The sequence below is a fragment of the Pseudomonas sp. CFBP 8770 genome, assembly GCF_014841705.1.
Lineage (GTDB): Bacteria > Pseudomonadota > Gammaproteobacteria > Pseudomonadales > Pseudomonadaceae > Aquipseudomonas.
Window position 1 is genome coordinate 978,408 of record NZ_JACYUL010000001.1, and the last position, 23,163, is coordinate 1,001,570.

At 62.2% G+C, this 23,163-nt stretch carries 21 protein-coding genes; 15 read left to right on the forward strand and 6 right to left on the reverse strand.

Annotation, left to right across the window (positions count from 1 at the left end):
• From IFT98_RS04265 to IFT98_RS04285, 5 genes are all read left to right on the forward strand, one after another.
• On the forward strand, positions 1–3,486 hold the full coding sequence (locus tag IFT98_RS04265) for a response regulator (RefSeq protein ID WP_192047182.1): 3,486 nt from the start codon (positions 1–3) through the stop codon (positions 3,484–3,486).
• The gene (locus IFT98_RS04270; RefSeq protein ID WP_192151346.1) at positions 3,486–4,340 is read left to right on the forward strand and encodes a protein-glutamate O-methyltransferase CheR; all 855 of its coding nucleotides are present in this window, start codon (positions 3,486–3,488) and stop codon (positions 4,338–4,340) included. The genes IFT98_RS04265 and IFT98_RS04270 overlap by 1 nt, the downstream gene beginning before the upstream one ends.
• Positions 4,337–4,912: a chemotaxis protein CheB gene (locus tag IFT98_RS04275; protein WP_192047181.1), complete on the forward strand. Its 576-nt coding sequence runs from the start codon at positions 4,337–4,339 to the stop codon at positions 4,910–4,912. The genes IFT98_RS04270 and IFT98_RS04275 overlap by 4 nt, the downstream gene beginning before the upstream one ends.
• Entirely contained in the window at positions 4,906–6,087 is a 1,182-nt protein-coding gene (locus IFT98_RS04280) for a hybrid sensor histidine kinase/response regulator (RefSeq protein ID WP_192047180.1), read from the forward strand. Before IFT98_RS04275 ends, IFT98_RS04280 begins: the two co-directional genes overlap by 7 nt.
• 81 nt (positions 6,088–6,168) lie before the next feature.
• Positions 6,169–6,546, forward strand: a complete 378-nt coding sequence (locus IFT98_RS04285) for a response regulator (protein ID WP_122795756.1) — start codon at positions 6,169–6,171, stop codon at positions 6,544–6,546.
• 58 nt (positions 6,547–6,604) lie between these two features.
• Here the strand turns inward: IFT98_RS04285 and mltA are convergent, their stop codons facing one another.
• Positions 6,605–7,759, reverse strand: a complete 1,155-nt coding sequence (gene mltA, locus IFT98_RS04290; protein ID WP_342214124.1) for a murein transglycosylase A — start codon at positions 7,757–7,759, stop codon at positions 6,605–6,607.
• Between the two features lie 279 nt (positions 7,760–8,038).
• Positions 8,039–8,368, reverse strand: a complete 330-nt coding sequence (locus IFT98_RS04295) for a hypothetical protein (RefSeq protein ID WP_192047179.1) — start codon at positions 8,366–8,368, stop codon at positions 8,039–8,041.
• 535 nt (positions 8,369–8,903) lie between these two features.
• Between IFT98_RS04295 and IFT98_RS04300 the strand changes: the two genes are divergently transcribed.
• The 3 genes from IFT98_RS04300 to IFT98_RS04310 all read left to right on the forward strand — a co-directional run bounded on the left by IFT98_RS04300 (position 8,904) and on the right by IFT98_RS04310 (position 11,922).
• Positions 8,904–10,175 carry a sensor histidine kinase gene (locus IFT98_RS04300; RefSeq protein WP_192047178.1) on the forward strand — a complete coding sequence of 424 codons (1,272 nt, stop codon included), beginning with the start codon at positions 8,904–8,906 and terminating at the stop codon, positions 10,173–10,175.
• A 273-nt stretch (positions 10,176–10,448) separates the two neighbouring features.
• The gene (locus IFT98_RS04305; RefSeq protein ID WP_192047177.1) at positions 10,449–11,108 is read left to right on the forward strand and encodes a TIGR04211 family SH3 domain-containing protein; all 660 of its coding nucleotides are present in this window, start codon (positions 10,449–10,451) and stop codon (positions 11,106–11,108) included.
• 91 nt (positions 11,109–11,199) lie between these two features.
• Complete coding sequence (locus tag IFT98_RS04310) at positions 11,200–11,922, forward strand: DUF533 domain-containing protein (RefSeq protein ID WP_192047176.1); 723 nt, start codon at positions 11,200–11,202, stop codon at positions 11,920–11,922.
• A gap of 169 nt (positions 11,923–12,091) precedes the next feature.
• Here IFT98_RS04310 and xthA read toward each other — a convergent pair whose 3' ends face one another.
• Positions 12,092–12,910 carry an exodeoxyribonuclease III gene (xthA, locus tag IFT98_RS04315; protein ID WP_192047175.1) on the reverse strand — a complete coding sequence of 273 codons (819 nt, stop codon included), beginning with the start codon at positions 12,908–12,910 and terminating at the stop codon, positions 12,092–12,094.
• Between the two features lie 161 nt (positions 12,911–13,071).
• Here xthA and IFT98_RS04320 point away from each other — a divergent pair, with 161 nt between their 5' ends.
• The 3 genes from IFT98_RS04320 (at position 13,072) to IFT98_RS04330 (ending at position 19,231) form a co-directional block, all read left to right on the forward strand.
• Positions 13,072–13,740, forward strand: a complete 669-nt coding sequence (locus IFT98_RS04320) for a GNAT family N-acetyltransferase (RefSeq protein ID WP_122797743.1) — start codon at positions 13,072–13,074, stop codon at positions 13,738–13,740.
• 65 nt (positions 13,741–13,805) lie between these two features.
• Complete coding sequence (locus tag IFT98_RS04325; RefSeq protein ID WP_192047174.1) at positions 13,806–15,533, forward strand: autotransporter assembly complex protein TamA; 1,728 nt, start codon at positions 13,806–13,808, stop codon at positions 15,531–15,533.
• A gap of 8 nt (positions 15,534–15,541) precedes the next feature.
• Positions 15,542–19,231, forward strand: coding sequence for a translocation/assembly module TamB domain-containing protein (locus tag IFT98_RS04330; protein WP_192047173.1), 3,690 nt, complete (start codon positions 15,542–15,544; stop codon positions 19,229–19,231).
• 39 nt (positions 19,232–19,270) lie between these two features.
• On the opposite strand, the gene IFT98_RS04335 is transcribed toward IFT98_RS04330, so the two are convergent.
• Positions 19,271–19,645 carry a Mor transcription activator family protein gene (locus tag IFT98_RS04335; protein ID WP_122797741.1) on the reverse strand — a complete coding sequence of 125 codons (375 nt, stop codon included), beginning with the start codon at positions 19,643–19,645 and terminating at the stop codon, positions 19,271–19,273.
• Positions 19,646–19,912: 267 nt separating this feature from the next.
• Here IFT98_RS04335 and IFT98_RS04340 point away from each other — a divergent pair, with 267 nt between their 5' ends.
• From IFT98_RS04340 to IFT98_RS04350, 3 genes are all read left to right on the forward strand, one after another.
• Positions 19,913–20,104 carry a hypothetical protein gene (locus IFT98_RS04340; RefSeq protein ID WP_192047172.1) on the forward strand — a complete coding sequence of 64 codons (192 nt, stop codon included), beginning with the start codon at positions 19,913–19,915 and terminating at the stop codon, positions 20,102–20,104.
• An 81-nt stretch (positions 20,105–20,185) separates the two neighbouring features.
• Positions 20,186–20,452: a PepSY domain-containing protein gene (locus IFT98_RS04345; RefSeq protein WP_122476941.1), complete on the forward strand. Its 267-nt coding sequence runs from the start codon at positions 20,186–20,188 to the stop codon at positions 20,450–20,452.
• 75 nt (positions 20,453–20,527) lie between these two features.
• Complete coding sequence (locus tag IFT98_RS04350) at positions 20,528–21,553, forward strand: Ldh family oxidoreductase (RefSeq protein WP_192047171.1); 1,026 nt, start codon at positions 20,528–20,530, stop codon at positions 21,551–21,553.
• A gap of 83 nt (positions 21,554–21,636) precedes the next feature.
• Here IFT98_RS04350 and IFT98_RS04355 read toward each other — a convergent pair whose 3' ends face one another.
• Positions 21,637–21,957 (reverse strand): DUF883 family protein, encoded by a 321-nt coding sequence (locus tag IFT98_RS04355; RefSeq protein WP_122476944.1) that lies wholly within the window; start codon positions 21,955–21,957, stop codon positions 21,637–21,639.
• A 156-nt stretch (positions 21,958–22,113) separates the two neighbouring features.
• Between IFT98_RS04355 and IFT98_RS04360 the strand changes: the two genes are divergently transcribed.
• Entirely contained in the window at positions 22,114–22,368 is a 255-nt protein-coding gene (locus IFT98_RS04360) for a hypothetical protein (protein WP_043189305.1), read from the forward strand.
• A gap of 40 nt (positions 22,369–22,408) precedes the next feature.
• Here the strand turns inward: IFT98_RS04360 and IFT98_RS04365 are convergent, their stop codons facing one another.
• The gene (locus IFT98_RS04365; protein WP_192047170.1) at positions 22,409–22,879 is read right to left on the reverse strand and encodes an LEA type 2 family protein; all 471 of its coding nucleotides are present in this window, start codon (positions 22,877–22,879) and stop codon (positions 22,409–22,411) included.
• Positions 22,880–23,163: the final 284 nt, after the last annotated feature.

Consider the following 23,163-nt stretch of genomic DNA (forward strand, 5'->3'; position numbering starts at 1 on the left):
ATGAACAAACCCTCTTCGATCGACGAGCAGAGCTTCCGTCGCCTGCTCAGTCGCAACGTCGGCTTGCCGCTGGGCGTGGGCGTGCTCAGCGTGGCCGTGTTCATTGCGATCATCGTTTACCTGTTGTCGGTGATCGATTGGGTCGAGCACACCGACCGGGTCATCAACAACGCCAACGAAGCGACCAAGCTGTCGATCGACATGGAAACCGGGATGCGTGGGTACCTGCTCTCGGGTGCCGAGGGCTATCTGGATCCCTATGAGCTGGCCAAGCCGCGCCTGGCCGCCGAGTTGCCAGCCTTGCAGGCCCTGGTGGCCGACAACCCGCGCCAGGTCGATCGGCTGACCCGCATCATGGCGCTGCAGAAGGACTGGCTCGACTATGGCGGCGAGCTGATTGCGCTCAAGCGCGCCACCGGTGACTATTCCAGCGTGGTCCAGACAGGCCGCGGCAAGCGTCTGACCGACGCGATCCGCAAGGAATACGAGGGCTTCATTGCCATGGAGCAGCAGCTGCGGGTGGAACGCAGCGAGAACGTGTCGCGCACCATCTGGGCATCGGTCAGCCTTTATGTGCTGTTCGTTCTGGTGGTCAGCGCCTTGCTGGCGTATTTCGGCCGGCGCGACATGACCGAGCTGTCGACCTCCTACGGCGGCAACCTGGCTGCCCTGCAGAAGGGTGCCAAGCGCTTGCAGGACCAGGCCTGGCTGCGCACCGGCCAGACTCAGCTGGCCGAGCAGTTGCTGGGCCAGCAGACCCTGCAGATGCTGGGCCGCAACATGCTGCAGTTCTTCGCCCAGTACCTGGGTTCGGTGGTTGCGGCGGTGTACATCCGCGAAGAGCACGGCAACCTGCGCCGTATCGCCTCGTACGGATTCTCTCGCGAGCGTGAAGTGACGGACCAGTTGCTGATCAATGGCGAAGGCATTGCCGGTCAGGCCGTGCAGCGCAACCGGGTCATCCGCCTGGACGACGTGCCGGCCGATTACCTGCGTTTGAGCTCGGGCCTGGGCGAGGGCGCGGCCCGCAGCGTGCTGGTCATCCCGACCAGCGACAACGACCAGATCAACGCCGTGGTCGAGCTGGGCTTCCTGCGCCCCTTGACCGACCGCGACCTGGAAATCGTCGAACTGCTGGCCGACAACATCGGTACCGCCATCGAAGCGGCTCGCTACCGCCAGCGGCTGCAGGAAGTGCTCGCCGAGACCCAGCAGCTCAACGAAGAACTGCAGGTGCAGCAGGAAGAGTTGAAGACGGCCAACGAAGAGCTCGAAGAACAGTCGCGAGTGCTCAAGGAGTCCCAGGCATACCTGGAAACCCAGCAGGCGGAACTCGAGCAGACCAACGAGCAGTTGGCCGAGCGCACCGATGCCCTGGGCCAGCAGCGCGATGCGCTGGATCGCAAGAACCTGGAGCTGAACCAGGCTCAGGTACAGCTCGAAGAACGCGCCGACGAGCTGCAGCGTTCGAGCCGCTACAAGTCCGAATTCCTTGCCAACATGTCCCATGAGTTGCGCACGCCACTCAACAGTTCGTTGATCCTGGCCAAGCTGCTGGCGGAAAATCCCCAGGAAAACCTGACCAGCGACCAGGTCAAGTTCGCCGAGTCGATCTACTCCGCGGGCAACGATCTGCTCAACCTGATCAACGACATTCTCGATATCTCCAAGGTCGAGGCGGGCAAGCTCGACCTGCGACCGGAGAACAGCAGCGTGCCGCGGCTGGTCGACAGCCTGCGCATGACCTTCGAGCCGCTGGCCGGTCAGAAGCACCTGGAACTGTCGGTGCAGATTCTTCCCGACGCACCGGCGATGCTCTACACCGATCGCCAGCGCGTGGAGCAGATTCTCAAGAACCTGCTGGCCAACGCGCTGAAATTCACCGAGCAGGGCAGTGTCGAGCTGTTGGTGTCCGGCCATGCCAACCAAGGCATCGCCTTCCAGATTCGCGACACCGGCATCGGTATTGCCGTCGACCAGCAGCAGGCCATCTTCGAGGCCTTCCGCCAGGCGGACGGCACCACCAATCGACGCTATGGCGGCACTGGCCTGGGCCTGTCGATTTCCCGCGACCTGGCCAACATGCTCGGCGGCTACATCACCGTCAGCAGCGAGCTGGGCAAGGGCAGCACGTTTACCCTGGTGTTGCCGCAGCGCTATGAAGAAATCATCGAAGCACCGCGACATGCGCCCCAGCCCATGGTGATCGCCGCCCAGCCGGTGTCCAACACCCCAGCCGTGCTCGAGGCGCCGCTGACCGTGGCACGCTTCGCCGACGACCGTGATAAAGGCCCGTTCACCAAGCGCTGCATTCTGGTGGTCGAGGATGAGCCTAACTTCGCGCGTATCCTCTACGACCTGGCGCACGAGTTGGACTACCACTGTCTGGTGGCGCACGGCGCCGATGAGGGCTTCGACCTCGCGGCGACCTTCGTGCCCGATGCGATCCTGCTCGACATGCGCCTGCCCGATCATTCTGGCCTGACCGTGCTGCAGCGCCTCAAGGAACTGGCCACCACGCGGCACATTCCCGTGCACGTGATTTCGGTCGAGGACCGCGTCGAGGCGGCCATGCACATGGGCGCGATCGGCTATGCCGTCAAGCCCACCACGCGGGACGAACTCAAGGAGGTTTTCGGCCGCCTGGAAGCCAAGCTGACGCAAAAGCTCAAGCGCATTCTGCTGGTGGAAGACGATGACCTGCAGCGCGAGAGCATTTCCCTGCTGATCGGCGACGACGACATCGAGATCACTGCCGTGGGCTTTGCCCAGGAGGCGCTCGACCTGCTGCGCGACAACGTCTACGACTGCATGATCATCGACCTCAAACTGCCTGACATGCTCGGCGGTGACCTGCTCAAGCGCATGTCCAACGAGGAGATCCGTGCGTTCCCGCCGGTGATCGTCTACACCGGGCGCAACCTGACCCGCGACGAAGAAGCCGAGCTGCTCAAGTACTCCCGCTCGATCATCATCAAGGGCGCGCGCTCGCCCGAGCGTCTGCTCGACGAAGTCACGCTGTTTCTGCATAAAGTCGAATCGCAGTTGTCCCACGAGCGGCAGAAGATGTTGAAAACCGCCCGCAGCCGCGACAAGGTCTTCGAAGGCCGCAAGATCCTCGTGGTGGACGACGACGTGCGCAATATCTTCGCCCTGACCAGTGCCCTGGAGCACAAGGGCGCTATCGTTGAAGTAGGCCGTAATGGCCGTGAGGCGATCGACAAGTTGAATCAGGTCGAGGACATCGATCTGGTGTTGATGGATGTGATGATGCCCGAGATGGATGGCTACGAGGCCACCCGCGAGATCCGCAAGGACCCGCGCTGGCGCAAGCTGCCGATCATCGCGGTCACTGCCAAGGCCATGAAGGACGATCAGGAACGCTGCCTGCAGGCCGGTTCCAACGATTATCTGGCCAAGCCCATCGACCTGGACCGTCTGTTTTCGCTGATCCGCGTCTGGTTGCCGCAACTGGAGCGCATGTAGTGAGTGATTCCCTGGCCGGCGAGCCGTCACAGCCAGCTTCCGAGCGCAATATCGACATCGAGATCCGTTTGCTGATCGAGGCGATCTACCTCACCTACAGCTACGATTTCCGCGATTACTCGGGTGCGTCGGTGAAACGCCGCATCCTGCACGCGCTGCGCCAGATGGAGTGCAGCAGCGTATCGTCGCTGCAGGCTCGAGTGCTGCACGAGCCTACGGCGTTCATGGAGCTGCTGCAGTACCTGACGATTCCGGTGAGCGAGATGTTTCGTGACCCCGAGCATTTTCTGGCACTGCGCCGTGAAGTGGTGCCGCTGCTCAAGACCTACCCATCGCTCAAGGTCTGGATTGCCGGGTGCAGCACGGGCGAAGAAGTCTACTCCATGGCCATTCTGCTGCGCGAAGAAGGTCTGCTCGAACGCACCATCATCTATGCCACCGATATCAACCCGACGTCCCTGGAAAAGGCCAAGCAAGGCATCTATTCCATGGAAAGCGTGCGCGCCTACACCCAGAGCTACCAGCGTGCCGGTGGTACCCGCTCGTTCGCCGACTACTACACTGCGGCCTACGGCAACGCCATCTTCGACAGCAGCCTGCGCGAGAACGTGACCTTCGCCGACCACAGCCTGGCCACCGACAGCGTGTTCTCCGAGACCCAGCTGGTGTCTTGCCGCAATGTGCTCATCTACTTCAACAAGGGCCTGCAGGACCGCGCCTTCGGGCTGTTCCACGAGTCCCTGAGCCATCGCGGCTTTCTCATGCTCGGCAGCAAGGAAACCCTGGATTTCTCGGCCTACAGCTCGCGCTTCGAGACCTTGACGCGCCCCGAACGGATCTATCGCAAGTCATGAGTCGTTTCCGAGCGGTGGTGGTGGGCGCATCGGCCGGTGGCGTCGAGGCATTGCTGGGGGTGTACGGGCAGTTGCCGATTGATTTCAAGCTGCCGGTATTGACCGTGCTGCACCTGCCGGACGAACGTCACAGCCAGCTGGCGGAAGTGTTCGAACGGCGCTTGAATCGACCGGTGCGCCAGGCGCGCGACAAGGAGCCGATCGAACCCGGTATGTTCTACATTGCCGGGCCCAGCTATCACCTGTCGGTCGAGCGCGATTTCAGCTTGTCGCTGAGCCAGGAGGAACGGGTGCATTACTCGCGTCCCGCCATCGATTTTCTGTTCGATTCGGCCGCCGATGCCTATGGCAGCGGGTTGATCGGGGTCTTGCTGACGGGTGCCAACGAAGATGGCGCACGAGGTCTGGCCAGCATCAAACACAAAGGTGGCTTGACCATCGTCCAGGACCCCGCCGAGGCGCGGGTCGCGGTCATGCCGCAGGCAGCCATTCGCCTGCAGGCGCCTGATCACATTCTTTCACTCCACGGCATTGGCTGTCTGCTTGCCGAGCTGGAACGAAGCACATGCTAAGCAACGTCCAAGCAAAACTGTTGATCGTCGATGACTTGCCGGAGAACCTGCTGGCTCTGGAGGCGTTGATCGCCAGCCCCGGCCGTGAGGTGCACAAGGCACTGTCGGCCGACGAAGCCCTGTCGCTGCTGCTGCAGCACGAATTCGCCATGGCCATTCTCGATGTGCAGATGCCGGGCATGAACGGCTTCGAGCTGGCCGAACTCATGCGCAGCACCGAGAAAACCAAGAACATCCCGATCGTGTTCGTCAGCGCCGCCGGGCGTGAACTCAATTATGCTTTCAAGGGCTACGAAAGCGGCGCGGTGGATTTCCTGCACAAGCCGCTGGACATGCAGGCGGTGAAGAGCAAGGTCAGCGTGTTCGTCGACCTGTACCGCCAGCGCAAGACCCTCAAGGAACAGCTCGATGCGCTGGAGCGCTCGCGCCAGGAACAGGAGGTGTTGCTCAAGCGCCTGCAAGTGACCCAGAGCGAACTGGAGCACGCCGTGCGCATGCGCGACGACTTCATGTCGATCGTCTCCCACGAGGTGCGCACCCCGCTCAATGGGCTGATCCTGGAAACGCAACTGCGCAAACTCCACCTGGCGCGCGACAACGCCGACGCCTTCACCCTCGACAAGATGCGCGCGATGGTCGAGCGCGACGAGCGGCAGATCAAGAGCCTGATCCGCTTGATCGAGGACATGCTCGATGTGTCGCGCATCCGTACCGGCAAGCTGTCCATTCGTCCTGCCCAGTTCGACCTGGCGCAACTGGTGCGCAATCTGGTCGACAGTTTCGCGCCTCAGGTGGCGGCGGCCGATTGCACCATCAGCCTGCGGGCGGATGAACCGGTGCTGGGCATCTGGGACGAGTTCCGTATCGAGCAGGTGGTCAGCAACCTGATCTCCAATGCCTTGCGCTATGGCGGCAAAGGTCCGGTGGAGGTCACGGTGTACGGGCACAACGGCTGGGCGCACGTGGAGGTGCGGGACCACGGCATCGGCATCAGCAAGGAAAACCAGCTGCGCATCTTTCAGCAGTTCGAGCGGGTGTCGGGCAGCAACGTGGTCGCGGGCCTGGGCTTGGGGTTGTTCATTTCCGAGCAGATCGTGGCGGCTCATGGCGGGCGCATCGAAGTCGAAAGCGCTCTGGGCGACGGCGCAACGTTCCGCGTCAGCCTGCCGCTTTAGGAATAAGCGCAATCACACGCAACCTCTGTCGCAGGTCATGGTCGTAATGGCAGCGAAACATATAAGCACATAGGCTTCCCCATGAGTGTAGATGCACAAGATGTCGTTCTCATCGTAGAGGACGAACCGTTGATATTGATGGTACTGGCAGACTACCTGTCTGGCCTGGGCTACCGCGTTCTGCAGGCCGAAAACGGCGAGCAGGCGTTGGAGATTCTTGCGACCAAGCCGCACCTGGATCTTATGGTCACGGACTTTCGTTTGCCCGGCGGCATTTCCGGGGTGAAGATCGCCGAACCCGCTGTGCTGTTGCGACCGGATCTCAAAGTCATCTTCATCAGTGGCTATCCGGCCGAGATAGAAGAAACCAACAGCCCGATCGCTCGCAAGGCGCCTATCCTGGCCAAGCCATTTGACCTGGACACGCTGCACCAACAGATCGAGAAATTGCTGGCGTGAGAGAGCAGGGTGCCTGGCCTGACGGTCAGGCACCCTGTTTTTCGAGGCGCCATCTGCTTCAGGGCGTTGGCAACGCTGCACCTTTGGGCCACAGCAACCACACCTGACCTTCCTGCTTCATGTTTCCGGCCAGTTCGCCGGCTTCCGCTCCCGTACCCCAGAACAGATCGGCACGTACTTCGCCGGCGATGGCGCCACCGGTGTCCTGCGCGGCGACCGGGCGTACGACCGGGCTGCCGTCCGGGCGCGTGGTCGAGAGCCACAACAGGCTGCCCAGCGGGATCACCTTGCGATCGATGGCCACGCTGTAGCCTGCAGTAAGTGGCACGTTCAGCGAGCCCCGCGGCCCCTCGGTGCTGTCCGGACGCAGGCTGAAGAACACGTAGCTCGGATTGCTGGCGAGCAATTCCGGGACGCGTTGGGGGTTGGCCACGGCCCAGTCACGGATGCGGCCCATGCTCACTTCTTCTTTTTTCAGCAGGCCTTGCTCCACCAGCCAGCGGCCAACCGGGCGGTAGGGGTGGCCGTTCTGATCGGCATAACCGACGCGCAGTTGCGGACCGTTGTCCAGTTGCAAGCGACCTGAACCTTGGATCTGCAGGAACTGCAGGTCCATGGGGTCGCGCATCCACGCCACCACGGGCGCGCTGTCGATGCCTTGACGCTGGATGGTGGCAGCATCGTCATAGGGGCGCAGCACCTGACCGTCGAGTCGCCCGCGCAGGCGCTTGCCTTTGAGTTCGGGGTAGAGGCTGTCCAACTGCACGCTGATCATGTCTGCCGGCACGCCGTACACAGGCACCGGATGCCCTGCGTCTGCCTTGAGGCTGCCGGGATAGACCGGTTCGTAGTAGCCAGTGATCAGGCCGTGTTCGCCTTTTTCTGCAGAGCGCAGGCCGAAGACCTGCAGTTGTGCCTGGAGGAAGGTGCGGATCGCTGCAGGGGAGGTTTCCACCGATTGCGCCGCGGCGCAGGTCGAGCCCCAGGTTGCGTCCTTGGCCAGGCGCTGGCAGGCCGAGCGCCAGGCAATGAAGCCGGCCTGCAGGTCACTGTCGCTGACCTTGGGCAAGTCGTCCCAGGTGGCGGGTGCGTAGGTGGCGACGGGTGGTGTGGGTTGCTCGGGCTTTTTGTCGTTGTCGCAGGCCGACAACAGCGCCAACGCTGGCACGACGCCGACGAGCAGGCGTCGCCAGGGGAAACGGAAATGGGTCACGCAACGTATCCTGATAGCGAGAGGAGGCGGCTACTTTGGATAAACCCGCCCCCAACGTCAAATCCCCGGTGGGAGCGGTCATCGGCTGCGAAGGGGGCACCGCGGTGCGTCAGGTAATGGGCGGTGCCTGTTTCGCGGCCACAGACCGCTCCCACGGGCATATGGAGATCACCTGTGGGAGCGGTCCTTGGCCGCGAACGGGGCACCGCGGTGCGTCAGGTAATGGGCGGTGCCTGTTTCGCGGCCACAGACCGCTCCCACGGGGTGCAACGAGGGCAATCAGCAATAGCTGGCAATGCGACGTACCTGGCCCTGACCCTGGCCCAGGGTCCATTCGCGATTGAGGGTCTGGAACACATCGTTGACGAACTGCCGATCGGCCGCCGCTTTCTTGCCGACATAGCCTTTGCCACGCCGGTAGATCGGCATGCGTGCGCGCAGTTCAGGGTGGTTGCGCTCGAAATCCTCGCCGTCGGCATCATTGGCCAGGGCGTCGATGTGCACATCGCCACGCTGGCAGACCCAGAGAATGTGGTCGTCGAGAGTGTCACGGCCGGCTGCCAGGATACGGGCAAGTTGGTCAACGGTAGGTTGCTGGTTCAGGTTCATGTGTGCGCTCCTTGAGCTCTGTTTGATCTGTCAGGTTGTCGTCCTCAACACGAGTCGGCAGGTACGCTTCACGTGTTGTCCGTCTAGGTCAGTACTGGCTCGAGCTCGATGTGTAGTGCCGGAAACCATCACTACATGAAAGCCATGCCGTTCAGGTTCCAGCAGCCCGCCGGGTACGCGGATGTCATCGGAGTGGCTCGATGGCTCATCGAGCAGAGTTCGTTTCGACTCCGCTCTGTTCCCGATCAGGGAGACGGCCTCATCATGCAAGTCTCGAGTGGTTGCGTCAATCAATATGTAGTGCTTTTTTAGCAGCACTACATATTTTAATTATGACCTGCGAGTCACGTATTCCGGACCGTCCAGGCGTCCGTTCATTCCACTGACGGGCGCCGGCGAAAAAGCCCGGCAGCGTCCTGGTGCTTCTTCATGATCATGAAAGCCCCGGCAAGGCTTGATTGTTCAGGCGTCTCCCATAATCATGCTCGGCCCTAGCGCAGCCGGTGCGTGCTGTGCGAGTACCCAATGGAGCCGTATGGAGTTCAAGCAAAGTCTGAGTCGACGTATCGTCATCGTGTTTGCCTTGATGAGCGCTTTCGTCGCCGGGGTGTTTGCGGTGGGCATCGTTGCCACTGTGCATCTGGTGGAGCGCAAACTGACGACCATGAGTTTGAGCGGCAACCTGCATCGCTTGCTGTTGGTCGACAACGCCGACGACTGGCGCCACCGCCCCGAAAAAGACGAGCTGTTCTACATCGAGGGTGGCGACGGCGACCTGAGCATGCCCAACGAACTCAAGACCTTGCCGGTCGGATTCCAGGAGCTCACGCTCGGGCCACGTACCTACTACGCCATGGTCGCTCAGGTCGACAAGCGCCAATACGTACTACTACGCGATCAGGAGGGCATGGAGCAGCGCGCCCATGTGCTGTTCATCGTGGTGGGCGCCGGCTTTCTGTTGAGCATCGCCCTGGCGATCATGCTGGGTGGATTGCTGGCCCGTCGGGTGATGGCGCCGGTGGTGCGGCTGGCCCGTCAGGTCCGCCATCGCGACAAGATGCTTGGCCTGGCGCCGCCGCTGTCGCCCGATTACACCGACGATGAAGTCGGCGAGTTGGCGCGCTCTTTCGATGAAACCCTGAGCAAGCTGCGCGCGGCGCTCAATCGCGAGCAGATGTTCACCAGCGACGTCAGCCATGAGTTGCGCACGCCGTTGATGATCCTCGCCAGTTCCTGTGACCTGCTGCTGGCCACCGAGCTGGATGAGCGCTCGCACCGCCAAGTGGCGCGGATTGCCCGGGCCACCGACGGCATGAGCCAACTGGTCGAAACCTTCCTGCTGCTGGCACGCGACCGCGATGCGGCCAGCCAAGGCAACCCTTCCGCCACCCTGCGCCGGACCGCCGACGAACTGGTCGAGATCTGGGGTCGCCAGATCGAGGCCAAGGGCCTTGAATTCATCTACGTCGTCGACAACCAGTCGAGCGAGATCTACAACCATGCGTTCCTGCACTCGGTAATGGGCAACCTGCTGCGCAACGCCTGGCACTACACCGACACCGGATTCGTGCGCCTCACCCTGACCGAAACCGGGTTCCACGTTGAAGACAGTGGCATTGGCATCCCGGAGGAAAAGCGCAACGCCATGTTTCAGCCATTCGTGCGTGGCGATGAGCAGCGCGGCGAGGGCCTCGGTCTGGGCTTGTCACTGGTGCAACGCATTTGTGTCAACCAAGGCTGGAGCGTCAGCTTGAGCAGTCGCGAGCCCCATGGCTGTTTTTTTGCCGTGCAATTGAGCGAGGCATAGCACCAGTACACGCTCGAGCCGTGCTCCCAGTCACAGTCTTTTTGTGAACCTTGCCACCTTTTTGTGGTCTTTCAGCTGGCGGCTTGGACCGACGGCATGCCGGGCAATAGGCCCAGGGAAGCTTTTCATCGCCTTCCTTCGCAAGTAGTAGCCACCCGTAGCGGTCGTAGCGACAGGCACCACCGGTGCAGGCCCAGCCCACGGGACATTGTTGTCCCGCTATCGAATGGTCCGTTCATCGGGGCCTTTTTTCTTATTCATGTGAAGATCGCCATGCCCTCATCTCAACGTCTTTCTACCGTATTCAGCCGCACCCGCCTGGTTGCCACCGGCCTGTTCGCCGGGCTCCTGTTCACCGTAGGCCCTGCGCATGGCGAAGAAGCCCCTGGCACCAGCCGCTGGGTGAGTGACAACCTGAGTACCTTCGTGCGCAGTGGCCCGACCGATGGCTATCGCATCGTCGGCAGTTTGAAGTCCGGTCAGAAGGTCGAATTGCTTTCCACCCAGGGCGACTACAGCCAGGTACGCGGCGAAGGCGGTTCCAGTGTCTGGATCCCCAGCAGCGACCTGCAACCCACCCCCGGTCCCGCCGAACACGTTCCGCTGCTGACCCAGCAGGTCGCCGATCTGAGCGGCAAGCTGCAATCCATCGACGACAGCTGGAAGAACCGAGTGCAAGGCATGCAGGAAACCCTCGATGCGCGCAAGAAGCTGATCGACGAGCTGGAGGCGCGCAGCAAGGCCCTGAATGACGAACTCGGCGATGCCCAGTCCGAGCTGCGCAGTACCCAGGCGAAATTGGGAGATGAAAACAAGCACGTCATGATGAGCTACATGATCTATGGCGGCAGCATTGCCGGTGCTGGCCTCTTGGCTGGGCTGATCCTGCCGATGATGACGCGCGGTCGCAAGCGTAACGATCGCTGGTTCTGAAGGCGCCGCCTACAGGTTGCGCTGAACCCGCCCGGCCGCTCGATGATCTATGGTAGTGCACTCCACATCGCCACACAGAGAGAGCCTTTCCATGAACACCAGTGATCTACTTGAACAACTGCTGCGCGGTCGCAGCGGGCAATCCTCGACCGGCCAGCCTGGCGCCTCAAGCCAGCCTGGCGCCACGAAAGGGCAGGGTGGTCTGGGTGATCTGCTGGGCGGCCTGCTCGGTGGCGGCCGCGGCACATCGGGCGGCGCCGGGCTGGGTGGACTCGGCGGTTTGTTGGGTGGCTTGGGCGGTTTGCTGGGCGGACGTGGCGGCAGTCGCTCCGGCTCGGGCAAGTACGCGGCACTGGCGTCGCTGGGAATGATGGCTTTCAAGGCTTATCAGGCCTGGCAGCAACAGCAGGCTGCTGCACCCCAGCAAGCGTTGCGCACTGTCGATCAGTTGTCCGATTCCGAAGTGGAAGGCCACAGCCACGCGATTCTGCGTGCGTTGATTGCCGCGGCGAAGGCCGATGGCCGCGTGGATGCACAGGAGGAAGCCGCGATCCGCGCCGAGTTGACCGAGCATGCCGAGGACGCGCAGTTGCAGCAGTGGCTAGACGCGGAATTGGCGCGGCCGCTGGACGCGCAAGAGCTGGCCAGTGCAGCCGATGGCCCGGCGATGGCGGCAGAGATGTACCTCGCCAGCGTGATGCTCATGGGTCAGCAGGATGCCGGCGAACGTGCCTGGCTCGACCAGTTGGCAGCCGCCCTGAACCTGGCCCCGGAGCTTCGCGCCCAGCTTGACCAGCAGGCCAAGGCGCAATAAGCCTTACCTCAACACAAACCTCTGCGTTCTGCCAGACCCTGTGGGAGCGGTCAGTGGCCGCGAAAGGGACGCTGCGATGCATCAGGCAAACCGCGGCGTTCTTTTCGCGGCCACTGACCGCTCCCACAGGTATGCGTCAGAGTTCTGTGATATACGACGCAAACTTTTTTTACACACCCCCCAACTCTAACCAGATCGGCGCGTGGTCGGAAGGTTTTTCCATGGCGCGCAGATCGTAGTCGATCCCCGCGGCCTGGACTTGCTGCAGCAGCCCGCGGGACGCCAGGATCACATCGATGCGCAGGCCGCGCTTGGGCTGGTCTTCGAAGCCGCGGCTGCGGTAATCGAACCAACTAAACCGGTCGGCTACCTCCGGGTGCAGGTGACGGAAGCTGTCGACCAGGCCCCAGTCCTGCAACCGTTGCATCCACTCGCGTTCTTCGGGCAAAAAGCTGCACTTGCCCGTCTTGAGCCAGCGCTTGGCGTTGTCCGCCCCGATACCAATATCGCAATCCTGGGGCGAAATGTTCACATCGCCCATCACGATCAATGGCTGATCATTGCTGAATCCGGTTTCCAGCAAGCCCTGCAGGTCGCTGTAGAAGCGTTGCTTGGCAGGAAATTTGGTCGGGTGATCGCGGCTTTCACCCTGCGGGAAGTAGCCGTTCATCACCGTGATGACCTGGCCCTGAGCAGTGGCGAAAGTGCCACGGATGAAGCGACGTTGAGCGTCGTCTTCGTCGCCGGCAAAGCCCTTGTCGATACTCAGCGGCGCGGCGCGTGACAGCAGTGCTACGCCGTAATGTCCCTTCTGCCCATGAAAGTGCACGTGATAGCCCAGCGCCTCGATTTCGGCCTGCGGAAACTGCTCATCCGACACCTTGGTTTCCTGCAGGCCGATCACATCCGGCTGGTGCTTGTCGATCAACGCCGCCAGCTGATGGGGGCGGGCGCGCAAGCCGTTGATGTTGAACGAGACGATTTTCATGGTCGCGGATCCTGGCAAATGCGCGATGCTAACGGAGTGTGGCGCGAGCGACCAGCACGGCGGCTGACATTCCAGCGTGATTTGCCTGCCCCAGGCACGGAACCCCTGCCGCCGCGCATCGTCCATTGACTACTCGTTGCACTCGCCAAGGACAGACCCCCATGCTCCAGACCTCGACCACCGCTGCAGAAGTACGTCAGCTCGATGGTGGTTACGCGCGGGAAACCCGTGCGCTGCTCTACCAGACCTACCTGCTCGACCCGACCTTTGCCTACCTGTTCGAAGCCGATCGCCCCGGGTTCGAGCGCCGCGTGCGCTCCACGGTGCGGCAGCTGGTCAATCAGCATTTCCTCCAGGACCTTCCGGCCCTGGGCCTGTTCTTCGATGACCGTCTGGCCGGTGTCGCCCTGGTGGCGCCGCCCCAGCGTCGCCTGGGCATTACCGAGAGTTGGGCCTGGCAATGGCGGATGATGCTCGGCACCGGTGTGGAAGGCACCCGCCGGTACCTTGAATACCATCACGCCGTACAGCACTGCCTGCCTTCGGATGCGGTGCATGTGTTGCCGCTGATGGGCCTGCACCCCGACTACCAGGGCCCTGAACTGGCCGAGCAACTGCTGACGGCGGTGCACAATTGGTGCGCCCAGGACCCGACGTCCGAGGGCGTCGTGTTGGACACTGGCAATCCCCGCTATCTGGCGTTCTTCGAGCGCCAGGGCTATACCCAGATTGGAGAGGTGCCGCTGGGTCCGGTGGTCGAGCACGTGTTCTTCCATCCCAGCCCTGAAACTGTCCGCCACTCTGAAACAGTCGGTTACGCACAGAGCTGATCTCGGATCATCCACGACGCCTGGCAGGGTCCAAATCGACGTACGGGTCGTGATAGCATTCGCCTATGAACTATTCAGGACGATTGGCCACCAGCCTGGCGCTGTTGGTCGCAAGTATCGCGGCTCAGGCCCAAAGCGTACTCGATGTGCGCGTCAACCCTGCCAATCCGGCGCTCAAAAGCAATGTCGAAGGCTATATCGGCAGCTTGGGTGATCGTGACGGCGAGGCGTTGTTGCGTTTCAGTCGCGGCGCCGAGGAGCAGGCGCAGAAGGCAGCGCAGGCGCTCGGCTACTATCATGCGCACGTGACCAGCGAAGTGCAACCGGGAGAAAACCCCCGTCTGCTGCTGCACATCGAGCCGGGAGAGCCTATTCATCTGCGCAACGTCACCGTACGTGTCGAAGGTCCGGCGGCCCAACTGAAGGCCTTCCGCGTGCCGCACAGCCGGGAGCTGGCACCCGGCGCGGTGCTCAACCACGGTCAGTACGAAAACGCCAAGCAACTGATCCAGAATCAGGCCTCGCGCTATGGATTCTTCAGTGGCACTTTCAGCAAGCAGCGTCTGGCCGTCGACCCCCGGGCAGGGCTGGCTGACATCGAGCTCGTATACAACAGCGGTCCACGTTTCAAGCTGGGCAAGGTGAGCTTTCAGGGCGATACACCGTTCGACGACGAACTGCTGCGGCGCATGGTGCCCTTCAAGGAAGACACCGCCTACGACTCCGAACTGATTGCCGAGCTCAACCAGGCGCTGCAATCGAGTGGCTATTTCGAAGGCGTGCGCGTCGACGCGGCGCCAACGGCAGCCACCGAGCGGGTCATTCCCGTGGACGTGCAACTGACCACGCGCAAGCCCCGGACCATGGGTTTGGGCCTGGGTTATTCGACCGATGTCGGGCCGCGCGGCAAAGCCAATTGGACCCGCCACTGGGTCAATCCCCAGGGCCACAGCTATGGTGCGGAAATGGAGCTCTCCGCGCCTCGGCAGAACGTCGGGCTGTGGTATGACATCCCCCTGGACCCACCCCTCACCGATAAACTGCGTTGGGCCGGCGGCTATCAATACGAAGAGCTGGCCAATACCGACAGTCTGAGCAAGCTGCTGACGTTCGGGCCGGAATGGCACAGCAAATTGCCCAGCGGCTGGCAGCGTGTCATCTCGCTGAAGTGGCAGCGCGAAGAATACCGACTTGGTGACGACTCCGGCCTCAGTACCTTGTTGATGCCAGGCATCAGCTACACCTACCTCAAGAGCGACAACAAGGTCGATCCGCACAACGGCTACCGCGTGCAGTTCGATGCGCAAGTGGCCAAGGAAGGGCTGCTGTCGGACACCAACCTGTTGCATGGCAACGTAATGCTCAAGGGCTTGACCACCGTGGCACAGAACCACCGCCTGCTTGGCCGGGTACAACTGGGCGGCAATGCCACCAACGGCTACAAGTCGGTACCGCCTTCCTTGCGCTTCTTTGCCGGTGGCGACCAGAGCGTGCGCGGCTACGACTATCAGACCCTGACGCCGGAGAACTCCGATGGCGACCGCATCGGCGGACGCTACATGGTGGCCGGCAGTGTGGAATACCAGTACTCGATTGCCGAGAAATGGCGCCTGGCAACCTTTATCGACAAGGGTAACTCCTTCAACGACCTGAAATTCGCCGACCTCAAGACAGGCATCGGCGTGGGCGTGCGCTGGGTCTCGCCGGTGGGCCCGATTCGTCTCGATCTTGCCCATGCCATGGATGACGACGGTGGCGTGCGCCTGCACTTTTCCATGGGGCCGGAACTATGAAGCCCGCAGTGAAACGAGGTTTGCTGATTTCCCTGGCCGCGGTCGTTGGCGTGGTGCTGACTGTGATCCTGGCCGTATCGCTGGTATTGGGCACGCAAGCCGGCAGCCGCTGGGCGCTGGCGCGCGTGCCCGGACTGACCCTGGAAAGTTTCAGCGGCAGGTTGGGCGGGCATTGGCAGGCCGACAAGCTGGTATGGCAGCAGCAGGCGACCCGAGTCGAGGTGCAGGCGCTTGAGCTGGCCTGGTCACCTGCGTGCCTGTGGCGCATGACCCTGTGCATCGACACCTTGCACGCCGGCGCCATTCTTGCGCAGTTGCCTGCCAGCCAAGAGCCCGCCAGCAGCGGGCCGATCGTACTGCCCGATCTGCAACTGCCCGTGGCGATAGAACTTGGTGATGTGCGTATCGGTAGCCTGGAGCTGGACGGCGTGCAACAGCTCAGCGGTCTGGAGCTGGCGGCGCACTGGACCGCCGATGGCCTGAAGATCGACCGGGCCCACCTGCAGCGTGAAGAAATGGTGCTGGATGCGAACGGCACTCTGCGCCCAGGCGGCCAATGGCCGCTCGATCTCAACGTTCAGGTGCAGCTGCCTGCGGTGGACGACAAGCCCTGGCAGGTCACGCTCAACGCCACGGGCGACCTGCTGGATACCCTGACCCTGGACGGTGAGAGCAGCGGCTACCTGCAGGCGCTGATCAGCGGTACCGTGCAGCCTCTGGCCGAGCATTTGCCTGCCCAGTTGCGTATTCAGAGCGAGGCGTTCAAGCCCAGCGCCGGATTGCCAGACACCTTGGCTTTCAATCAGCTGGAATTGCTCGCCAAGGGTGACCTGCAGGGCGGCTACGCCATCGATGGCCGAGCCAGCCTGCCGGCCGAGCAATCACCCATGACCTTGTTGCTTGGCGCGCAGGTGGATGCCAAGGGCGCGGTGGTGCAGGCGCTGGATATCTCGTCCAGTGCTCAACAGCACGTGCGTCTGTCTGGCACTCTGGATTGGCAGCAAGGTCTGGCGGCAAAGGCCAGGATCGACTGGCTGGATTTCCCCTGGCACCGCCTGTATCCGGTCATTGCCGAGCCAGCCGTGAAGGTGCGACGTTTCAACGGCGAGATCGACTACAGCGACGGCAAGTACCTGGGCAACCTGAAGGGTGCCTTCGATGGCCCGGCCGGTGCATTCACTCTGGTAACGCCATTCAGCGGCGACCTGCAGCAGGTCTTCCTGCCCCAGCTGGAACTGGTGGCCGGGCAGGGCAAGGCGGCAGGGCATCTGAACCTGAAGTTTGCCGACGGGATCGCGTGGGACACGGCGCTTGCCCTGAGTGCCATCGACCCGGCCTACTGGGTCGCGCAGATGCCCGGCAGCCTTGCCGGTCCTTTGCGCAGTACCGGTGAATTCAAGAACGAGCAGCTCACGCTCGATGCCGAGCTGGACCTCAAGGGCCGCTTGCGCGGGCAACCGGCGGTGTTTCAGGCCAACGCCCAAGGCGCTGGCGAACGCTGGACGCTGGGCAACCTCGACGTTCGCCTGGGTGATAACCGCATCAAGGGCCAAGGCAGCCTGCAACAGCAAGTGCAGGGTCGCCTGGACATTGACCTGGCCCGCCTCGGGCAGTTGTGGCCCGGGCTTCAAGGCCAGCTGAAAGGGCAGCTCGATGCCGCAGGCACCCTGCAGGCACCGCAAGGCAAGCTCAAGTTGCTGGGCCAACAGCTGGCGATGGACAGCAATCGTCTGCAGAACCTGAACGTCAACGCTGGACTCGATGGGGCCCAGAACGGCACCCTCGACGTGAGCGCCGCAGGCATTCGCGTCGGTGAAACCGATCTGGGCACCCTGAGCGCCAAGGCCTCGGGCGATATCAAGCGACAGCAAGTGCAATTGGCTCTCAAGGGGCCTCAGCTGGCCCTGGCGACCAGTCTGGACGGTACGCTGGACAAAGGCTTCACCGCGCAAAGCAGCTGGCGCGGACGCCTGGCCAGCGGTTCGGTCCAGGCGGGCGGCCAGGACTGGCGTCTGCAAGCGCCAGCCCGGCTGGAATACCTGGCCGGTGGCCGTGTCAACTTCGGTGCCCACTGCTGGCGTTCCGGAGCGGCCAGCCTGTGCGGCGAGGACCAGCGTCTGGCACCCGAACCACGCCTGCGCTACCACCTCAAGCAGTTCCCGCTGGACAGCCTCGCGCAGTGGTTGCCGAAGGATTTCGCCTGGCAGGGCATGCTCAATGCCGACGTGGCGGTGGATGTGCCCGCCAGCGGTCCGGCCGGCGAGATAACAGTCGATGCCGGCAACGGCACCTTGCGGGTGCGCAACGACCAGCAGTGGGTCGACTTCCCCTATCAAACCCTGCGTTTGACCAGCCGTCTGAACCCCAAGCGCATCGATACCGAGCTCAATTTCCGCGGTGATCGGCTCGGGCAACTGCAGGTAATTGCGCAGATCGATCCGATTCCGGACAGCAAGCCCGTCACCGGCAGCTTCCGCCTGGCCGGGCTCGACCTTTCCATCGCCCGTCCCTTCGTGCCCATGGTCGAAACCCTGAAGGGCCAGCTCGATGGCAGCGGACAGATCACAGGCTCGCTGATGGCACCGCAGGTCAACGGTAACGTCCGTCTCAGCGGTGGCGAAATAGCCGGCCCGGAACTGCCGACTACTCTCGAAGACCTGCAGTTGCAGGCGCAGATCGCAGGCGAAAGCGTGCGCTTGCAAGGCAGCTGGAAAAGCGGCAAGACCGGCCAGGGCACGCTGGGTGGCACCGTGGCCTGGGCCGATGCCCTGGATGTGGACGTGCAGCTCAAGGGCTCGCGGTTGCCGATCAATGTCGAACCCTATGCGACCCTGGAAGCGGCGCCGGACTTGCGCATCCAGATGAATGGCGAGCGCCTTGCGGTGGTCGGCAAAGTGTTCATTCCCAAGGGTGCCATCGTGGTTCGGCAATTGCCGCCGTCCACCGTGAAGCTGTCCGATGACGTGGTCATCGTCGGCAACCAGACCGAGCAGGGCAAGACGCCGTTGCCCATGGCGATCGATATCGATGTGGAAGTGGGCCAGGAAAAACTCACCTTCAACGGCTTCGGCCTGAGCGCCAACCTGGCAGGTCATGTTCACATTGGCGACAACCTGGACACGCGCGGTGAGCTGGCCCTCAATGACGGACGCTACAACGCCTATGGTCAGCGCCTGACCATACGCCGCGCGCGTCTGTTGTTCGCCGGGCCAATCAGCCAGCCGTACCTGGACATCGAGGCGATCCGCACCACAGGGGATGTGATCGCCGGGATCCGCTTGACCGGCAACGCCGAGCAACCCACCAGCGAGGTGTTCTCGGAACCGACCATGAGCCAGGAGCAGGCGCTCTCCTACCTGGTGTTGGGCCGCCCGTTGGGCAACAGCGGCGAGGACAACAACATGCTCGCCCAGGCGGCGCTCGGTTTGGGTTTGATGGGCAGTTCGGGGGTGACCAGCAAACTGGCCACCGACCTGGGCATCGAAGATTTCCAGCTCGACACCCAGGGCAGCGGCGATGCCACCAGTGTGGTTGCCAGCGGCAACATTTCCGAGAAGCTCAGCCTGCGCTATGGCGTGGGAGTTTTCGAGCCGGCCAATACCATCGCCTTGCGCTACCTGTTGAGCAAGCGTCTGTATCTGGAAGTGGCCAGCGGCGTCGCCAGTTCGCTGGACCTGTTCTACAAACGTGATTTCTGAGGCTCGATCCCAAGTCCGCTAGGCGGGCTTGAGTAGGACTCAGAGCGCCAGGGTGCGGCGGATATTGCCGATCTGCCGCTGGCTCAGGCCGTACTTGTGGGCGAGGACGCTGCGTGACGTGCCGTTGCGCGTCTCGTGGTGAATCTGCTGGTTGCGCCATTGGCGCAGGAAATGGTCGGCCTTGGGAATCTCCAGGGCCATGCCGGCGAAGCGCTGGATCAACGCCACCACCGTTTCCGCTTCGAAATGTTCCGCCAGGGCGGTGCGTTGCGGGTGCTTGGGGATGTAGCGCGGGCGTCCGCCGTAGAGCTGGGTGAGGCGATAGGCCTGTTCGACGCCGATGCATTCGATCAGTACCTGCAGCGAATGGGGAAGTTGCTCGACGTCGATCTGCTGGAGCTGTTGGGTGTTCATGGTGACTTCCTTGTGGCAGCACTTGGCCAATCCGGCCGGAAGTCATTCTTGTCCAGGCGCCCCTGAGGCTCTAGGAGTCAAGAGGTCTCTGGCTGTGGGCAGGTTCCGGCAACTGCGTGGGAAATCCATACCGTCATGGGCATGACATTGGCCGTGGCGATGGGCTCGAACACTGTGCCTCGGTGGTCCCTGGCGATGTAACATGGCATGCAAACAGATACATCCCGGCAACATAATCCGGGCCAACACGACTGTCAGGACCTCTACATGACTCAAGCTCAACGTATCAAATATTCCTTGCTGATTGCCCTGGTAGTGCTGCTGCTCATGCTCGGGCTGTCGTATCTGCAGACGCAGGGCATCATCACCGAAAAACTCTTTCAATACATTGCCATGGGTATTGCCGTGTTGGTGGTGGTGATCAACGGTGTGATGCGTCGCAAGGTCAAGCGACCTTGAGCGCGCGGCCTTTGAACTAATTTTTCGGGGTGACGCTCCAAGACAGTGCAGCACAAACTAATCACTGTTATGGAGTGCCCCATGTTCAAGAAGACTTTGACTGCCGTCGTTGCAACTTCCGCCCTGATGACCGCCGGCCTGGCGCTGGCCGACAAGCCGGGTGCGGGTTGGATCACCATCGAGAAAGCCATCGAGACTGCCAAGTCCAAGGGTTACACCGAAGTGTGGAAGATCGAGGCTGACGACAACGGCTACTGGGAAGGTGAAGGCAAGAAGGCCGACGGCGTGGCTTATGAGTTCCGCATCGACGGCCAGTCGGGCAATGTGTTGCGCGATCAGAAGGACTGATTCCGGCGGGCTTGTCCTGAGGCGGGTGGGTGTGGCGTACTAGGGCCTTGCTCCGTTCACGCCAGGAAATCCCCGATGCCTGCTAGCGACGCTACCGTTCAATCGCTGTCCTTCGTCGATCTGACGCACCTGCTGCGTCAGATCTTCCTGCGTCATGGCACCTCGGCCGAGGTAGCCGATATCCTTGCCCACAACTGTGCGACCGCCCAACGCGACGGAGCCCACAGTCATGGCACATTCCGCATACCCGGTTACCTGTCTACCTTGGCCAGCGGCTGGGTTGACGGCAAAGCCCGTCCGCAGGTCGAAGATGTGGCCAGTGGTTATGTCGCGGTCGATGCCGCCGGTGGCTTTGCCCAACCAGCATTGGCAGCGGCACGTAGCCTGCTGGTGAGCAAGGCGCGCGAGGCAGGTATCGCCGTGCTGGCCATCCGCAATTCCCATCACTTTGCCGCGCTCTGGCCGGATGTCGAACCGTTCGCCGCCGAAGGCCTGGTGGCCTTGAGCGTGGTCAACAGCATGACCTGCGTCGTTCCCCATGGCGGCACCAAGCCGTTGTTCGGCACCAATCCGATTGCCTTCGCAGCGCCCTGCGCCGGCAAGGATCCGCTGGTCTTCGACATGGCGACCAGCGCACTGGCCCACGGCGACGTGCAGATCGCAGCGCGAGGCGGGCAGCCGGTGCCTGAGGGCGCCGGTGTCGACCGGCACGGGCAACCGACTACCGACGCGGCGGCAATTCTCGATGGTGGGGCGCTGCTGCCCTTTGGTGGCCACAAAGGCTCGGCATTGTCGATGATGGTGGAGCTGCTCTCAGCGGCGCTCACCGGTGGAAACTTTTCCTTCGAATTCGATTGGACACGCCATCCCGGTGCGCAGACGCCTTGGACCGGGCAATTGATCATCGTCATCGACCCTAGCAAGAGTGCTGGCCAGAACTTTGCCGAACGTAGCCGCGAGTTGGTCGAGCGCATGCATGAAGCCGGGCAATCGCGCCTCTCGGGCGACAGGCGCTATCGCCAGCGCGCACTGTCACAGACCCAGGGCATTTCGATGCCTGTAGAAGAGTTGGAAAGATTGCGGGCTTTGGCTGGAGAATGATGCAAGAAGGGCCGCTGCGATCGACGGCCCGGAACAACGATGGAAAAAACGCGGGTGAAAACAGTGGATGCACAAGGGTCGAATCAGTCGCGACGGCCCAGCAGCAGACCCAACAGCAGGCCGCAGGTGGCCGATGCAGCGACGGTCTGCCAAGGATGACCACCGATGTAGGTTTGCGTGGCTTCGACCACCGGCTTGGCGCGCTCGCGCAGCCCGGCCAGCGAATAGGAAACGTGTTCCAGCTTGGAATTGACTTGCGCGCGCAGGCTATTGGCGTCGTCACCCACCAGGGAAGCGCCGTCCCTGAGCATTTTTTCCGATTCTTCGATCAACGCCAGCAGCTCGCTGAAAACTTGATCCTTGATTTGATCCTCGGCCGATTCAGCACTTGATCTACGGGCCATTTCACTCACTCCTGGTGTTTATTAAGGCAGTGCAAGATTGAGTCCCGGCGCCCTGGAAAGTTGCATGCAGGGCGCAGGAGCGGCGTTTGCTCCTACAGTTTTTCATGTCCAGACGTGTAAGATGTCGCCTGTTTTTTCTGCTGACAGGTACTCGCAATGAGCTTCAATCTCGCTAATCGTTCGCTGGCCGAGCGCGCCATGATCGAGGATGAAAAGGCCCGTCTCTACGAGCTGTGGCAGGCCAACCTGGGCAAGGCCAAGGCCGACGCTGCCCGACTCATCGGGGAAAAGGCCAAGCGCAAGGGGCGCTGGGCCGAGTGGGTACGGGGTGAGCTTGACGGCATGTCTCCCCCTGAATACGCCAACATGGTGCGTGCCGAAGTGAACAAGCTGATGGCGGCGGCTCGCTAAACAGAGCAGCCGTCGGATCCATCCGCGCAAGTATCTGGTTTCAGTAGCCTGCGGCCGTCGGCAGGCTCAAGGTACCGCTGTCGCTGAAGCGCACCGTCCCGAACAGTCCGCCAGCAAGCTTGCCATGCAATCGGTAGGGCATGCCGTTCAGGCTCTGGGCGGGGTTCAGGCCCACGGCCTGACGCAACGCCGTGAACGCGGACAGACTCACCGGCACAGCCAGCACTTCTTCCGAATACCGTTCGATACGACCGTGCTGGCTGCTGACGCCACTGGCCAGCGGCTGTCCATTGACGTCCAGGTTTACCGCCACCCCGTCATACTCGATGGCGGTTTCATTGGGGTTCTGCAGCCGCAGCTTGATGGCGAAGCGCAGCTCCAGCTCTTGCGCAGGCAGGGGCTCGATGCCCACCACGCTGATGGAAACCGGATCCCTGGAGGGCAACAGCGAACATCCCGCCACGCCGGCCAGAAGAGCCAGGGTCAAGCAACTGCGCAATAAGCGAAACATAGGTCTGTAGCTCCCTAGCCGAGCACGACGCTCCCTGAGTGCGACCGTAAGTCTAGCGCTGGGTTCGCTGTTCGGCGTGGATGGGCAAAACGGATATGCCCGACCAAGGCTTGGACTGGCTTGATGTGTGCAGATGTTTCAAGCAAACGGCGTTCCTGCCTGGGCAGCCCTGCGCCGCTGTGGCGGTGCAGGCGTCGGTGCGTTGGATCGGGGCGATGAATCGCGGCAAGCCCCAGAGTGGCGCACTGGCTGGACCAACAAGGGTGGAGCATCTTTTACTCTCA